This is a genomic window from Nonomuraea sp. NPDC050540 (assembly GCF_044457485.1).
In the GTDB taxonomy this organism is placed as follows: domain Bacteria; phylum Actinomycetota; class Actinomycetes; order Streptosporangiales; family Streptosporangiaceae; genus Nonomuraea.
The window spans coordinates 236,929-252,576 of record NZ_JBITHA010000001.1 but is presented as its reverse complement, the minus strand read 5'-3'; the positions used below and the strand labels follow the sequence as shown (position 1 = coordinate 252,576).

Genomic DNA, 15,648 nt, shown 5'->3' with positions numbered 1-15,648 from the left:
GTCACCTGGTGAAGCCGATGTCCTGGTAGCGCAGGTCGTAGAAGCCGCGGGCGCCCGCGTTGGCGAGGTTGGCCTTGGTCGCCACGTTCTGCGGGCGCTGGTACAGCGGCAGCACGTTGACCTCCTGCCAGATCAGCTTGTCGGCCTGGTTCGTCTCGGTCCGCGCCTGCGCGGGGTCGAGCGCGGACCCGGCCTTCTGCATGGCGGCGTCGATGGCCGCCGAGCCGGTCCTGCCGAAGTTGGCGTTCCAGGTCTTGCCGCCGTCGGGCGAGTTCACGTAGATGCCGTAGCTGCTCGACACGGGGTACGGCGTGCCGATGTAGGCGAACGGCGTGATGTCGAAGTTGCCGGGGATGACGTACTTGGTGAAGAAGTCGTCGCTCGGCACCGCCTTCAGCGTGAGCTTGACGCCGATCTGGGCGAGCATGTTCTGGGCCAACTCGCCCTCCGACTTGCTCAGCTGCACCCCGGTCGGCACGACGAACCGCAGGTCAAGCGGCTTGCCGTCCTTCTGCCTGACACCGCCGACGAGCTTCCACCCGGCGGCGTCCAGCATCTGCTTGGCCTTCTCCGGGTTGTAGACGCCGAGCTCGCCGGCGTTGTCCTGGTAGCCCTCCTGGGTGTTCATGAAGAAGTGGTTGTTCAGCAGCGTGATCGGCCAGTCCAGGCCCTGCAGGTCCGACTGGGCGATGGCCTGCCGGTTGATGCCGAGCTGGATCGCCCGGCGGACGTTGACGTCCTTGAGCAGTTCGCTGGAGCCGTTGAAGGTGAAGTGGCGGAAGTCGGGGCCGGCGGCCTGGCGTACCTCGGCGCCCGAGGTGGACCTGGCGCGGGCGTAGTCGGGGGCGGAGGGGCCGACGTCGGTGATGTCGAGCTCGCCGTTGCCGAACGCGCCGATCAGGGAGTCCTGCTCGGAGGCGCGGTAGATGATCTGGTCGAGCTTGGCCCGGTCCCCCCACCACGCGTCGTCGCGGACGATCGTGATCGTCTTGGCGGTCTGGTCGAAGGCCTTGAACGCGAACGGCCCCGCCGTCACCGGGATCTTGTTGAGCCAGCCGGTGTTGAAGGCATCGGGCGAGCCGTTGGCGGACTTCGGCAGCAGCGGCCCGAACAGCGACTGCCAGTCGGCGAAGGGCCGGGCGAACGTGACGACCACCTCGTAGTCGTCCTTGCCCTTCCTGACGCTCTCGATGTCCTGGTAGCCGGTCGGCGAGACGATCCGGAAGGCGGTGTCGCGGCCGTTGAGCGCCTTCCACTGGGCCGCGTAGTCCTCCCACGTGATCGGGTCGCCGGTGGACCACTTGGCCTTCGGGTTGAGCGTGTAGGTGACCACCTGCTTGGGATCGCTCTCGGTGATCTTCGCATCGACGAGGTAGTCGGGGTTGACGGCGATCTCGGCCTTCTCGTTCGAGCGGAAGGGCGACGGGAGCAGGGCGTTGCTGACCACGGAGGCCATGAGGAGGTTGCCGTCGACGTGGTTGCGGTTCCACTGCGAGGGGAACTCGTTGAGCCCCCAGCGCAGCGTGCCGCCGTCGCGGACCTGATCGCGCGGCTGAAGGTTGATGTCGAACGCCTTGATCGCGGCGCCGTCGCCGGACGGTCCGGCGCCGCTGCCGCCCGCCGATCCGCCGCTGCCGCCGCCACCGCAGCCCGCCAGAGCCAGCGAGCCGGTCAGCACGGCGGCGAGGGCGAGACGTGATGCCTTCATGGATGTGACTCCTCGTGGTTCTGTACGACTTCGAGCTTCTCGGCGTAGTGGCAGGCCACGCCGTGGTCGTGGGCCAGGGCGCGTACCTCGGGCTCGCTCTCCACGCACCGGGACCGCTCGTTCTCCGCGAGCGTCCTGAACTTGGGGCAGCGGGTACGGAAGCGGCACCCGGAGGGAGGGTCGGCGGGGCTGGGCAGGTCGCCGTCGAGCAGGATCCGGCGCCGGGTGCGCTCGCGCCGCGGGTCGGGCAGCGGGATCGCCGACAGCAGCGCCTGCGTGTAGGGGTGCATGGGCCCGTCGTAGACGGTGTCCACCTGGCCGATCTCGGCGATCCGGCCCAGGTACATGACCGCCACCCGGTCGGCGATGTAGCGCACGACGGCCAGGTCGTGCGCGACGAACAGGTAGGACAGGCCGAGCCTGGACTTCAGCGCGTCGAGTAGGTTGATCACGCCGGCCTGGATCGAGACGTCGAGCGCGGAGACCGGCTCGTCCAGGACGACCAGCCTGGGTTCGAGCGCCAGCGCGCGGGCGATGCCGATGCGCTGGCGCTGGCCGCCGGAGAAGTCCTGTGGGTAGCGGGCGGCGTGGGACTCGTCGAGGCCGACCAGCCGCAGCAGCTCGCGCACCCGCGAGCCGGTGTCGCCGCGCCGGTGGGTGCGCAGCGGCTCGGCCAGGATGTCGTGCACGGTCATCCTCGGGTCGAGCGAGGCCAGCGGGTCCTGGAAGACGACCTGCATGTCGCGCCTGATCGCCATCCGGTCGCCGGCGGCCATGCGCGCGGTGTCCCGGCCCAGGACGACGATCCGGCCGTCCTGCGGCTTGACCAGCTCCAGGATCTCCATCAGCGTCGTGGTCTTGCCGCAGCCGGACTCCCCCACCAGCCCGAGCGTCTCGCCCTGGCGGATGTCGAAGCTGATCCCGGCCACCGCGTGCACGGTGCCGACCCTGCGCTTGAACAACGAGCCCTTCATCAGCGGATACTGCTTGACCAGCCCGTCCACGTGCAGGACCACCTCCTGCGCGCCCCGCCCCCCGCGGGCGGTCGCCGCGGCCTGGGCCGCGTGCCGGCCCGGCGGCCTGACCCCGACGTCGGCCCAGCGGATGCAGGCCGCCTCGTGGCCGTGCCCGACCTGCAGCAGCGCCGGCTCGGCCACCAAGCACTCCTCGACCGCCATCGGGCAGCGCGGCTCGAACGGGCAGCCGGGCGGCAGCGCGGCGGGCGAGGGCGGCGCGCCTTCGATGGGAACCAGCGGCTGGCGCCCGCCCCGGTCGACGCGCGGGATCGAGCCGAGCAGCCCCACCGTGTACGGCATGCGCATCCGGTAGTAGATGTCGTCCACCGCCCCGACCTCGACCGGCCGCCCCGCGTACATCACCAGCACGCGGTCGGCGAACCCGGCCACCACCCCGAGGTCGTGGGTGATCATGACGATCGCGGCGCCGGTCTCCCGCTGGGCCGTCTTCAGCACCTCCAGCACCTGCGCCTGGATGGTGACGTCGAGCGCGGTGGTCGGCTCGTCGCAGATGATCACGCCGGGGTCGTTGGCGATCGCCATGGCGATGACCGCCCGCTGGCGCATGCCGCCGGAGAACTCGTGGGGAAAGCCCAGGGCCCGCTGCCCCGGGTTGGGGATGCCGACCAGGTCGAGCAGCTCCACGGCCCGGACCATGGCCTGTTCCTTGGTGACCTTCTGGTGGACGCGCACCGCCTCGGCGATCTGGTCGCCGACGCGGTAGACGGGGGTGAGGGCCGACAGCGGGTCCTGGAAGACCATGGAGATCGTCTTGCCGCGCAGGGCGGTCAGCCGCTTCTCCGGCGCGCCGATGAGCTCCTGGCCCGCGAGCCGGACCGAGCCGGTGACGGTGGCGCTCGGGGGCAGCAGTCCCATGACCGCGGCGGAGGTGACGGACTTGCCGGAGCCGGACTCGCCGACGATGCCGAGGACCTCGCCGGGCCGTACGGCATAGCTGACGCCGCGCACGGCGCGCACGTCGCCGAAGGTGACGTGCAGATCGCGCACCTCCAGCACCGGCTCCCCCGCGGTCATCGCCTCCCCTTCCGTGCGGCGGACGGGTCGAACGCGTCACGCAGCGCGTCGCCGATGAGGTTGACGGCCAGCACGGTGACCACCAGCAGCGCGGCCACGAACCAGAACGTCCACGGCGCGTAGACGGCGGTCTTGGCGCCGTCGGCGATGAGCGTGCCGAAGGAGACGTCGGGCGGCTGGATGCCGAAGCCGAAGTACGACAGCGAGGTCTCGGTGAGGATGGCGGCGCTGACGTTGAGCGTGGCGTCGACGATGAGCAGCGACGACAGGTTGGGGATCACGTGCCGGAAGATGATCGTCACGGGCGGGACGCCCATGAAGCGGGCGGCCTGGATGTACTCGCGGTGCTTCAGCGAGATCGTCATCCCCCTGACGATCTTCGAGGTGACCATCCAGAGGAACAGCGCCAGCATGACCACGAACAGCACCCACTGCCCGTCGCCGAACAGCGGCGACATGATCGCCAGGATGAGAAAGGCGGGCAGCACGAGCAGCAGCTCGGTGATCCAGCTCAGCGTGCGGTCGGTCCAGCCGGCGAAGTAGCCGGCGAAGGCGCCGACGGTCGCGGCCAGCGCCGTGGACAGCAGCGCCGCCAGCAGGCCCACGATCAGCGACTTCTGCATGCCGCGCAGCGTGACCGCGTAGACGTCGGCGCCGGTCTGGAGCGTTCCGAACCAGTGCCGCGCCGACGGCGGCTGCAGGAAGGCGGTGAAGTCCTTGTCGGTGTAGGTCCAGGGGCTGAACAGCGGCCCCACGAAGGCCAGCAGGAACATCACCGCCAGTACGGCGAAGCCGATCCGCCCCTGCGTCGAGCCGAAGAAGCGGCCGCTCACCATCCGCAGCCGCGAGGGCGCGCGCGGGGTCTGCCGGAGCTCTTCCGCGAGCTCCTCCTCCTGCAGGCTCATGCGGTTCTCACCCGCGGGTCGAGGGCGGCGTGGAGCACGTCGGCCGCGAGCGAGGCGGCCAGGACCGCGACGGCGGCGAGGAAGGCGATGGCGGCCACGGTGTTGACGTCGTTGGTGAAGATCGAGTTGATCAGCTGCTCGCCGAGCCCGTGCCAGCCGAAGATCTTCTCGGTGAACGTGGCCCCGGTCAGCAGCGTGCCGAAGGTGAAGGCGAAGTAGGTGACGACGGGGATCAGCGCGGTGCGCAGTGCGTGCCTGGTCAGCGCCTTGCGCCTGCTCAGCCCCTTGGCCACCGCGGTGCGGATGAAGTCGGCGCCGAGCACGTCGAGCATCATGTTGCGCTGGTAGCGGCTGAAGGTGGCGATCAGGCCGAGCGACAGCGAGACCGTCGGCAGGATGAGGTGCTGCAGCCGGTCGAGCACGCCGCCCCAGAACCCGGTGTCGAGGCCGTCGGAGTACTCGCCGCTGACCAGGAAGACCTTGGCGCCGAAGACGTTCTCGTTGAGCCAGGTGCCGACGAGGATGAGCATGGTGGCCAGCACGACCACGGGGATCGCGAGGACGAGGAACGACATCCCCGTCGAGAGCCGGTCGAACCATCCGTACTGCTTGACCGCCGCGTAGGCGCCCACCAGCACGCCGACCAGGCTGCCGCAGATCAGCCCGAGCAGGACCAGCCGGAAGGTGACGCCGGCCCGCCGGGCGAGGTCCTCGTTGACGGAGGTGCCGGTGACGGTCCTGCCGAAGTCGCCGTGGAGCACCCCGGCGGCCCAGGTCGCGTAGCGCTGGATGAGCGGCGTCTTGTCGTTGAGGTTGAGCGCGGTCAGCTGGGCGTCGACGACGGCGGGCGGCGGCTTGGGAGTGCGGTCGGCGTAGTTGGAACGCGGGTCGAGCGCGCCGGCCGCCAGCATGTACGCGAGGCTCGACGCCACCGCGACCAGCACCAGATAGTTGAGCAGCCTGCGAGCCAGGAACCCCGCCATCCACACCTCCCCTCCGTAGTCATAGTGCTACACCATGTAACGGAGAGGCCGCAGCCAAGTGTCAAAGAGGAGTTACGTTAGCGTCCGGATAGTTCGTCCACCGCTGCCCGGACATCCTCGCTGGTGATAGTGGTGAGTTCGGCGGAGCTGGCGTCGACGCCCAGCGCGGCCAGGCGCACGTCGCGCCGGAGCGCCGCCCGCTCGAACAGCGAGCGGGCGAAGCGGCCGTTGCCGAGACCGTCGATGAGCTTCTCCCCGCACACCCAGGCGAACACCTCGTCGAGGTCGCGCAGGGCCGCCTCGTCGAAGCGGTCGCCGGCCTTGTCGGCCAGCAGGGCGGCGATCTCCGACAGCTCGCCGGGGCTGTAGCTGGGGAAGGCCACGCGCTGGTTGAAGCGGCTGGCCAGGCCGGGGTTGGTGGCCAGGAAGGCGTCCATCTCGCGCTGGTAGCCGGCCAGCACGATGACGATCCGGTCGCGGTCGTCCTCGGCCCGCTTGAGCAGCGTCTGCACGGCCTCGTTGCCGAAGGCGTCGCCACCGGAGTAGCCGGGGTTGACCAGGCTGTAGGCCTCGTCGATGAACAGCACCCCGCCCAGCGCCCGGTCGACCAGCTCGTTGGTCTTGATCGCGGTCGCGCCGAGGTGCTGGCCGACCAGGTCGGCGCGGTGGGCTTCGACGACGTCGGGCCTGGCCAGCAGGCCGAGCGCGGCGAAGATGCGGCCGATGACGCGGGCCACGGTGGTCTTGCCGGTCCCGGGCGGGCCCGCGAAGACGAAGTGCCGGGTCTGCGGCGGCGTGGGCAGCCCGCGCTCCTGGCGCATCCTGGCCACCTGGAGCTGGGCGGCGATCGCGTGGACCTGGCGCTTGACCGGCTCCAGGCCGGCCATGCGGTCGAGGTCGCCGAGCGCCTCCTCCAGCGTGGGCGTGGCCTCGTAGCCGCGGAAGCGGGCGGTCAGCTCGTCGAAGGCCTTGGTGAGGTCGGCCGTGGTGGTGGTGACGAGGTCCTCGGTGGTGGGGGTGCCGCCGGCGCCGACCACGCGCACGTCGCGGGCCTGGGCGGCCGCCTCGACCAGGCTGCGCACGAAGCGCGCGTTGCCCAGCTCGTCGACCAGGCCGCGGCGCTGGACGTCCTCGAACAGGCCGAGCAGCGCGGCGGGCGCGCCCAGCCCCATGCGGTCGCCGCGGCGGCCCTGGAGCAGCTCGGTGATCTCGGCCAGCTCGGCCGGCGAGTAGCTGGGGAAGCGCACGCGGGTGGCGAAGCGGCTGGCCAGGCCCGGGTTGGAGGCCAGGAAGCCGGCCATCTCCTGCTCGTAGCCGGCCAGGATGATGATCAGCCGTTCCCGGTCGTCCTCGGCCCGCTTGAGCAGGGTCTGCACCGCCTCCGCGCCGAAGCGGTCGGGCTGGCCGTCGGAGGAGTTGATCAGGCTGTAGGCCTCGTCGATGAACAGCACCCCGCCCAGCGCCCGGTCGACCAGCTCGTTGGTCTTGATCGCGGTCGCGCCCAGGAACTCGCCGACCAGGTCGGCCCGCTGCGCCTCGACCACCTGCGGCGTCTCCAGCAGGCCGAACGCGTAGAAGATCTTGGCGAGGGTGCGGGCGACGCTGGTCTTGCCGGTGCCGGGCGGGCCGACGAAGACGAAGTGGCGGGTGGGCCGCTCGGCCGAGTAGCCCGCCTCGGCGCGCAGCCTGGAGGCCTCGATGGAGGCGGCGATCGAGCGGACCTGGTCCTTGACCGGCGACAGCCCGATCATGCTCTCCAGCTCGGCGAGCGCCTCCTCGACCGAGATCGGCTTCTGCGGGGCGCCGCGTTCCGGCTGCGCCTCCTGCCTGCCGTCGCGGCCCCGGACGCGCACCTGCTCCTCGGAGGTCAGCTGGGCCTTGGCCTGGCGGGCCGCGACGAAGCGGTAGAGCAGGACCGCGCCGGCGGCGCCGTAGGCCGCCCACAGGGCCACGCTCTCGGAGACCGGGGCGAGCGCGGCGGCCAGAGAACCGGCGGGCACGAGCGCCATGAGCGTGGTGAGCCACGGCGGCACCCAGCGAATGAGATGGGCGATGCCGACCACCGGCACCACCAGCACCATGAGGAGCATGGGCGCGGCCGAGCGAGGCTCGAACACCATCGTCGAGTAGACCGGCAGCAACGCCAGCCAGCCCACCGCCACCAGCGCGGTGGCGGCGGCGCGTGGGAAGCGCAACGTCAGAGCCGTGAACGCCAGCAGCGCCACCGTCACCAGGAAGGTCTGGAACAGATCCCAGCCCAGCGCCGCGGCGATGCCCACGGCGGCGACGAGCACGCCGATGTAGAGCACCCGGCGCACGGCCGGGGGAAGCTGGAAATACCGCAACCTCACCTGCTCGAACAGATCCCGTGCGGCGGCTCTGCCCGCCGGCCGGGTCCTGTCGGACTCCCGCATCACGCCTCCCCGGTCCGACCCCGGTTATACCGCACCGGACCGACGATTGGGCGCACCTGACACGCTAGGTGGCGGTGACGAATGCGGCGATGCACCGGCCCAGCTCCGCCCCCGCGTCCTCCTGGAGGAAGTGCCCGGCCCCGGCGATCACGGGATGCTCCAGCCCGGCGGCCAGGGCCATGGTCCTCTTCAGGATGGGCGCCATGCCGCCGGTGATGGGGTCGCCGTCGGAGAAGGCGACGAGGAACGGCAGGCCGAGCGTGGTGAGGATCTGCCAGGCAGCGCGGTTGGCGGGCGCGGCCGGATCTTCGGGCGTGTCGGGGACCAAGCCGGGCAGGGCACGCGGACCGGACTTGTGGTTCTCGTCGGGGAAGGGCGCGTCGTAGGCGTCGCGGACGGCCGGCGAAAGTTCGCTCGCGCACCCGGACTGGACGAATCTGGCGATGTCGAGCACGGGCGCGGTCGTGACGGCGTCCTTGAAACGGTGCCAGACCTCGGGCATGGGAATGTCACCGGTCGGCAAGCCCGTGTTGGCGGCGACGATCCTGGCGAAGCGCTCGGGATGCTCGGCGACGACGCGCAGCCCGATCAGCCCGCCCCAGTCCTGGCCGACCATGGTGATGCCGGTCAGGCCGAGCTCGTCCAGCAGGAGGCGGCGGGTCCACTCGACGTGGCGGGCGTAGGAGTGGTCGGCGGGGTCGGCCGGCTTGTCGGAGCGGCCGAAGCCGACCAGGTCGGCGGCGATGGCGCGCAGCCCGGCGGCGGCCAGTTCGCGCATGACGTGGCGGTAGAGGAAGGACCAGCTCGGCTCGCCGTGCAGCAGCACGACCGGTTCCGCGTCGGGCGGGCCCGCCTCGTACCAGGCCATGCGGATGCCGTCCACCTCGGCGTAGCGCGGTTCGCAGGGGAAGTCCGGCACGTTCGCGAAGCGCGCTTCGGGGGTGCGCAGCAGATCCATCTCCCGACGTTAGCGGCGCTGGTGGCGCCCGGGGAACTCCCCGACCAGAACGTGGCTCGGCGTCACCCGCAGCGCGTCGGAGCCGGCCAGGGCGATGCCGCGTACCTCCACCCAGAACCGGCGCTGCAGCGGGTCGGCGGCGAACACCGCCACCCTGGGGCAGTCCTCGACCGCGGTCCAGGCCTGCGGCTCGGCGATCAGGCGCAGTTCGCCGGCCCTGGTCACGGAGGCGACCGCGCCCACGACGCGGGGGCCGACCGGGCCGGTGTAGGAGAGCACCACGGATCTGGCATAGGCGAAGGCCTGCCGTACCTCGGGAGAAAGGGCCACCGACGGGGCGTCGCCGAGCAGCGGCTCGCACATGATCAGGGAGGCCCGCCACGGGCCCGGCGCGCCGCGCCACCAGGCGCGCGCGCCGCGCAGCGCGAAGAGCGCCAGGACCGCGCCGAGCGCGCCCAGGCCCGCCCACCATGCCCAGGCCAGCGCGAACACTCCCCCGGCCGCGCACGCCGGCGCCGCCACCACGACCAGCAGCGCCGCCGCGAGTAGCCACCGGTCCTCGCCGTGGCGGGCCTTGCGGTAGGCCTCCATCAGCGGGTACGGCACCGCCAGCGCCACCACCGCCGCCCGGGGCTCCAGCACGAGCGCCCCGAGGACCAGCGGCACCAGAACCGACCAGACCCGGCCGAGAACGATCCACAGCACGACCCCGGTGTTCCGCCGCCCCTCGCGCTCCCCGCGGGCCATCGCGAACTCCTCCAGCGCCCGCAGCGGCCGCCCCCGCCAGACGCCGCCGAGCCCGTGCAGGACGGCCAGGGCGGGCCAGCCGAGCACGAGGATGCCGGTCAGTCCCGCCCAGACCGGGTCGAGCGCGGAGGTGAACGCGGGCAGCACCAGCCAGGCGGCGAACGCGGCCACCGCCACCAGAGCCGACACCACCGACGTGCCCAGCCAGGGCGCGCGGCCGAACATGGCCGGCACGTGGGCCCACACGCCGATCCTGCGCGCCTGCCGCACCGTCAGCACGGCCACGGCCACCAGGACGGCGGCGCCGCCCAGCCGGGCCTGCGGCCCCAGGTCGAGGCTCAGGGCGGCGAAGGCGATGGCGAGCGTGGCCACGGCGAGGAGCAGGCGGGTCTGGCGCGACCACACTTCCAGGGCCCGCCGGGCGCGGCCGCTCTCGCGCGGGTCGAGCGGCCAGGCGGGGTCGTGGTGGGCGCGTGGGCTGTCCCAGCGCAGCCAGGCGAGGCCGAGGTTGACGCGGGTCTGCGGGTGGGCGATGTCACGCTCCAGAGCGGCGGCGTAGGCGGTCCTGGCCCGGCGGTGCTCGCCGCGGATCAGGGCCAGGTCGCCGAGCTGGAGGTGCGGGGTCAGTTCTTCGGGGGCGAAGGCGCGGGCCAGCTCCGCCTGGCGGACCGCCTGCTCCCAGCCGCCGGGGGCGCGGCGCTGGGCGGCGGACAGGCGCAGGCGGGCCGGCCAGGATCCGGGGGCCAGCCGTACGGCGTGCTCGGCGTGCGCGAGGGCCTCGGCGTCGCGGCCGAGCCGTTCCTCGGCGAGGCTGATCAGGCGGTGGGCCCATTCGGCGTCGGGGTCGAGTCCCGCGGCCTTCTGGGCGGCTTCGAGCGCGGACTCCGGGCGGCCGTCGCGCAGCCGGGCCGCGGACAGGGCGCACCATTCGCGCGGGGATCGATCAGGGTCGTCGCCCGTTTCGTCTTTCCCCACAGGGTCATGATCGGTGGGTTGGTAGAACTTTCATAGATCGGGACATATGGCTGTATCTCTCTAGAGAGGTGGGGGTGAGGTGTGGATCATCCGATACCGCTATGCCAAGTGCCGCACATCGCCTAAGCTGCCACGCATGCTTACGCGGGCCCGTTGCGACCGAGGCGGCCCGCAGGGGGTTCCATGACCGTCACCCAGGCCGCGCCCATCATGAAACGGGCCCAGCGGGTCGGAAACGACAACCGCTGGGCCGTGCTGGTGCTGCTGTGCCTGAGCCTGTTGCTGATCACCGTGGACGCCACGGTGCTCCACATCGCGGTGCCCGCGCTGACGGCCGCGCTGGAGCCCTCGGCCGTGCAGCTGCTGTGGATCATCGACGTCTACTCCCTCATCGTGGCCCCGCTGCTCATCCTGTTCGGCACGCTCGGCGACCGCTACGGACGCAAGCGGCTGGTGCTGACCGGGTTCGTGATCTTCGGCGTGGCCTCCGCGCTGGCCTCGGCCGCGACCACCCCCGCCATGCTCATCGCGGCCCGCGCGCTGCTCGGCGTCGGCGGGGCCATGATCATGCCGGCCACGCTCTCGATCATCCGCCAGGTCTTCACCGACCGGCGTGAGCGCGCCGTCGCGCTGGGCGTCTGGAGCGCGGTGGCCGCCGGAGGCGCCGCGGTCGGCCCGCTCGTCGGCGGCGTGCTGGTCGGCTGGTGGTGGGGCGCGGTCTTCCTGATCAACGTGCCCATCCTGCTCGTGCTGCTGCCCGCGGCGACCCGCCTGCTGCCGGAGTCGCGCGAGCGCGGCGGGCGCCGCTGGGACGCGCTCAGCGCCGCCCTGTCCGTGTTCGGCATCCTGGCGCTGGCCTTCGGGCTCAAGGAGGCGGGTTCGGGCGGCCTGATGCCGTTCGGCGCCGCCCTGCTGGTCTTCTCGGCGGGCGTGGCGCTGCTGGTGTGGTTCGTCAGGCGGCAGAGCAGGCTGGCCGCGCCGCTGCTCGACGTCGGGCTGTTTCGCCGCCGGGAGTTCACCACCGGGGTCGCCGGGGTGCTGCTCGGCGTCTTCGCCCTGGTCGGGCTCCAGCTGATGCTGGCCCAGTACCTGCAGCTCGTGCTCGGAGACAGTCCGCTGCAGGCCGCCGTGCGCATGCTGCCGCTGGTCGTCTCCGCGATCTCCGGCGGGCTGGCCGCCGCGCACATCCTGCCGAGGATCGGCATGCGGGCCACCATGAGCGGCGGCCTCGCGCTGGTGGCGCTCTCTCTGACGCCCACGCTGACCTGGGGCGTCGAGGGGCATCCCGTGATGCTCGCGCTCTGCTTCGTCGGCATCGGGTTCGGCGTGCAGGTGGCGCTGCTCGCGGCCTCCGACACGATCATGTCCGCCTGCCCCGAGTCGCGGGCGGGCGGGGCGGCGGCCATCGAGGAGACCGCCTACGAGCTCGGCGCGGGACTCGGCGTGGCCGTGCTGGGCACCGTCACCACCCTCGCCTACTCTCCCGCGTTGCCGGCCGTACCCGGTGTGCCGGAAGGCGGCATGGACCAGGCCAGGCAGTCGCTGGCGGGCGCGGCCCACGTCGCCGACCAGGTTGGCGGCGACGCCGGACGCGAGTTGCTCGGCGCCGCGCGCTGGGCCTTCGTCAACGCGCTGCACACGACGGTCGTGGTCAGCGTGGTCCTCCTCAGCCTGACCGCCCTCGCGGTGGCCACGCTGCTTCGCCGCGATTGAGGTGTGTGATGTCCCGTTCAGGGCAGGCATCTACCGTGAGACAGGCAATGCGAGATATAGCCGCTTTAGTGGCCCGCGTCGGCGTGGGCGGCCTCTTCTTCGCCAATGGCTGGAGCAAGCTGCAGGTCGGGCTGCTGGCCACGGGCGAGGCTTTCTCCAGGCAGGGCGCGCCCGCGCCCGGAGCCTGGGCCACCGTCACCATGCTCACCGAGCTCATCGGCGGCGCGCTGCTCATCGCCGGGCTGGCCGTGCCGGTCACCGGGCTGATCCTCTTCGTCGAGGCATTGGCCGTCTTCCTGATCGCGCCGCCGCTCAACCCCGTCACCACCAACGAGCTCATCGCCCTGGGCGCCGCCGCGATCCTGCTGGCCGTCGTGGGCGCCGGGCGCATCTCCGTGGACCACATGGTGGTCATCAGGCGCCGGGAGTCGGAGGCGGCCTCGGAGTTCGCCGCCGACAACGAGGCCGACCAGGTCATCGCCTCGTTGCGGGAGCCGTCCGCGCCGGAGCTCGCCGCCCCTGCCGAGAAGGAGCCGGCCGCGGAACCACCCGGCGCCTCCGAGGACACCGCACCGCATCCCCGTCCGCGCCGCCGTAACGGGGGCACGGACGAGCCGGCGCCCGGCGACACGCTCGTGGCCGGGCGCAAGAAGCCGCCCGCCGCGCGCGGGCGCAAGCCCCCGGAGGAGTGAGCGCTCAGGCGTCCGCGCGGGTCTTCACGGGCCCGTCCAGGGGTACGGCCGGGCGTCGCCCCAGCCGGATCGCCCCCTGGGTCAGCGCGATGGCCACCAGGATGACCACGGCGCCGACCGGCTGGTTCCAGGTCAGCGCCTCGCCCAGGATCACCACCCCGGACAGGGCCGCGACGACGGGCAGCAGATAGGTCACCGTCGAGGTGGTCGTCACGCCCGCCTGCCCCTGCACCCAGTACAAGAGCAGGTAGGCCACGCCGGTCCCGAGCCCGCCGAGCGCGAGCATGCTCCACCACACCCCGGCCGAGACCGTGGTGTCCACCAGCGGCACTCCGGCGACGAGGGTGATCACGCCGAGCTGCACGGCCCCGCTGAGCAGTTGGCCCGTGGCCAGCACCACGGGCGCCTCGGTACGCCGCCCGGTGATGAACCGGCCCATGTACGCGCCGCCGACGCCGTAGCAGAGCGCGGCGGCGAAGCAGGCGAGGCTGCCCCCGAGCTGCCCGCCGGCCATCGGCTGCCAGACGCCGAGCACCACCATGACCCCGGCGAACCCGAGCCCGAGTCCCGCCACCCGGCTCGCGGTCGGCTTCTCCGCCCGCAGCAGCAGCGTGAAGGCGAGCGTGCACAGGGGTGTGGTGGCGTTCCAGATGGCGGCCACGACGGAGGAGACGTACTGCTCGCCCCAGGCGAAAAGCGTGAACGGCAGCGTCGTCAGCACGACCGAGGCCACCTGGAAGTGCCCCCAGAGCCGCGGGTCGCGCGGCAGCGCCTTGCGGCTGATCGCCAGGGCGGCCAGCAGCGTGGCCGCGCCGATCACCATGCGGGTGAACGACACCTGCAGCGGGTGCATTTCGCCGACGGCGACTTTGATGAAGAAGAAGCTGTTGCCCCAGACGAGCGCCAGCACGAGGTAGGCGGGCAGCCAGCGCCGCATCGGTCCCTCCCGGTCTGATGGATCGGGCAGGAGCGTAGCGGGCTTTTCCTCGGGGTACGTAGGGATATCTCCCTATCTCAGAGCTCGAACTTCGCGACCCTTCTGAGCTTGTTGACCGCGTCGAGCGCGGCGACCTTGTACGACTCGGCCAGCGTCGGATAGTTGAAGACCGCGTCCACGAGGTAGTCGACGGTGCCGCCGCAGCCCATGACGGCCTGGCCGATGTGCAGCAGCTCGGTGGCGCCGGTGCCGAAGACGTGCACGCCCAGCAGGGACCGGTCCTCGGGCGAGATCAGGAGCTTGAGCATGCCGTAGGTGTCGCCGATGATCTGGCCTCTGGCCAGCTCCCGGTAGCGGGAGATGCCCACCTCGAACGGGACGTGGGAGCGGGTCAGCTCGTCCTCGGTCTGCCCGATGAAGCTCACCTCGGGGATCGTGTAGATCCCGATCGGCTGCTGCGACGACAGCCCGCGCAACGGCTCCCCGCACGCGTGGTGGGCGGCGATGCGGCCCTGCTCCATCGACGTGGCGGCCAGCGACGGGAAGCCGATCACGTCGCCGACGGCGTAGATGTGCGGTACGGCGGTGCGGTAGCAGGAGTCCACCGAGATGCGCCCGCGGTCGTCGGCCGCCAGCCCCGCGGCGTCCAGGCCCAGCTCGTCGGTCATGCCGTGGCGGCCGGCGGAGTACATGACGGTCTCGGCCGGGATCTTCTTGCCGCTCTCCAGCAGCGTGATCGCCCCGCGTGGCCGCTTCTCGACGGCGGCGACGGTCTCGCCGAAGCGGAAGGTGACGGCCAGGTCGCGCAGGTGGTACTTGAGCGCCTCGACGATCTCCAGGTCGCAGAAGTCCAGCATGCGCTCGCGCCGTTCGACCACGGTGACCTTGGTGCCGAGCGCGGCGAACATCGAGGCGTACTCGATGCCGATCACCCCGGCGCCCACCACGACCAGCGAGTCGGGGACGGCGGGCAGGTTCAGGATGCCGTCGGAGTCGATGATCGTCTCTTCGTCGAACTCCACGGACTCGGGGCGCGCGGGGCGGGTGCCCGTGGCGATGATGATCTTCGCGGCGCTGACCTTGACGTCACGCCCCTGCTCGTCGATGACGTCCACCGTGTAGGGGTCCACGAACCGCGCCGAGCCCGTCAGCACCGCGACGTGGTTGCGGGAGAGCTGGCTGCGGATCACGTCGACCTCGCGGCCGATCACGTGCTGGGTCCTGATGCCCAGGTCCGCGACCGTGACATCGTCCTTGACCCGGTAGGACTGGCCGTACATCTCGCGCTGGTTGAGCCCGGTGAGGTAGAGCACCGCCTCGCGCAGTGTCTTGGAGGGGATCGTGCCGGTGTTGATGCACACGCCGCCGATCATGTTGCGCCGCTCTACGACGGCGACCCGCTTCTCCAGCTTGGCGGCCGCGATGGCCGCCTTCTGCCCGCCAGGCCCGGAACCTATGACAAGCACGTCAAAGTCGGTCACACGACCCACAGTACGGTTCCCCTCCGCGCCGGTCACCAGCCCCCTGCCGGCCGTTTCCCGGCCCGCGCGGCGGCGCGGGCCGGG

At 71.8% G+C, this 15,648-nt stretch carries 11 protein-coding genes; 2 read left to right on the top strand and 9 right to left on the bottom strand.

Translation table 11 applies throughout. The features are described from left to right. Nucleotide 1 precedes the first annotated feature (1 nt). From ACIBI5_RS01180 to ACIBI5_RS01150, 7 genes are all read right to left on the bottom strand, one after another. Nucleotides 2–1,708, bottom strand: a complete 1,707-nt coding sequence (locus ACIBI5_RS01180; protein WP_397241924.1) for an ABC transporter family substrate-binding protein — start codon at nucleotides 1,706–1,708, stop codon at nucleotides 2–4. Continuing rightward, the gene (locus tag ACIBI5_RS01175; RefSeq protein ID WP_397241922.1) at nucleotides 1,705–3,759 is read right to left on the bottom strand and encodes a dipeptide ABC transporter ATP-binding protein; all 2,055 of its coding nucleotides are present in this window, start codon (nucleotides 3,757–3,759) and stop codon (nucleotides 1,705–1,707) included. The genes ACIBI5_RS01180 and ACIBI5_RS01175 overlap by 4 nt, the downstream gene beginning before the upstream one ends. Then, nucleotides 3,756–4,664 (bottom strand): ABC transporter permease, encoded by a 909-nt coding sequence (locus ACIBI5_RS01170; RefSeq protein ID WP_397241920.1) that lies wholly within the window; start codon nucleotides 4,662–4,664, stop codon nucleotides 3,756–3,758. Before ACIBI5_RS01170 ends, ACIBI5_RS01175 begins: the two co-directional genes overlap by 4 nt. Beyond that, nucleotides 4,661–5,647: an ABC transporter permease gene (locus tag ACIBI5_RS01165; RefSeq protein ID WP_397241918.1), complete on the bottom strand. Its 987-nt coding sequence runs from the start codon at nucleotides 5,645–5,647 to the stop codon at nucleotides 4,661–4,663. The genes ACIBI5_RS01170 and ACIBI5_RS01165 overlap by 4 nt, the downstream gene beginning before the upstream one ends. Nucleotides 5,648–5,724: 77 nt before the next feature. Further along, entirely contained in the window at nucleotides 5,725–8,061 is a 2,337-nt protein-coding gene (locus tag ACIBI5_RS01160) for an AAA family ATPase (RefSeq protein WP_397241916.1), read from the bottom strand. Between the two features lie 64 nt (nucleotides 8,062–8,125). Beyond that, nucleotides 8,126–9,019, bottom strand: a complete 894-nt coding sequence (locus tag ACIBI5_RS01155; protein ID WP_397241914.1) for a haloalkane dehalogenase — start codon at nucleotides 9,017–9,019, stop codon at nucleotides 8,126–8,128. 9 nt (nucleotides 9,020–9,028) lie between these two features. Then, nucleotides 9,029–10,741, bottom strand: a complete 1,713-nt coding sequence (locus ACIBI5_RS01150) for a tetratricopeptide repeat protein (protein ID WP_397241912.1) — start codon at nucleotides 10,739–10,741, stop codon at nucleotides 9,029–9,031. A 183-nt stretch (nucleotides 10,742–10,924) separates the two neighbouring features. On the opposite strand from ACIBI5_RS01150, the gene ACIBI5_RS01145 reads away from it, so the two are divergent. Further along, nucleotides 10,925–12,454 (top strand): MFS transporter, encoded by a 1,530-nt coding sequence (locus tag ACIBI5_RS01145; protein ID WP_397241910.1) that lies wholly within the window; start codon nucleotides 10,925–10,927, stop codon nucleotides 12,452–12,454. A gap of 47 nt (nucleotides 12,455–12,501) precedes the next feature. Further along, nucleotides 12,502–13,146, top strand: a complete 645-nt coding sequence (locus ACIBI5_RS01140) for a DoxX family protein (RefSeq protein WP_397241908.1) — start codon at nucleotides 12,502–12,504, stop codon at nucleotides 13,144–13,146. Between the two features lie 4 nt (nucleotides 13,147–13,150). On the opposite strand, the gene ACIBI5_RS01135 is transcribed toward ACIBI5_RS01140, so the two are convergent. Further along, nucleotides 13,151–14,083, bottom strand: a complete 933-nt coding sequence (locus ACIBI5_RS01135; RefSeq protein WP_397241906.1) for a DMT family transporter — start codon at nucleotides 14,081–14,083, stop codon at nucleotides 13,151–13,153. 77 nt (nucleotides 14,084–14,160) lie between these two features. Continuing rightward, a complete protein-coding gene (sthA, locus tag ACIBI5_RS01130) occupies nucleotides 14,161–15,564 on the bottom strand; it encodes a Si-specific NAD(P)(+) transhydrogenase (protein WP_397241904.1) in 1,404 nt (467 codons plus the stop codon). Between the last annotated feature and the right edge of the window lie 84 nt (nucleotides 15,565–15,648).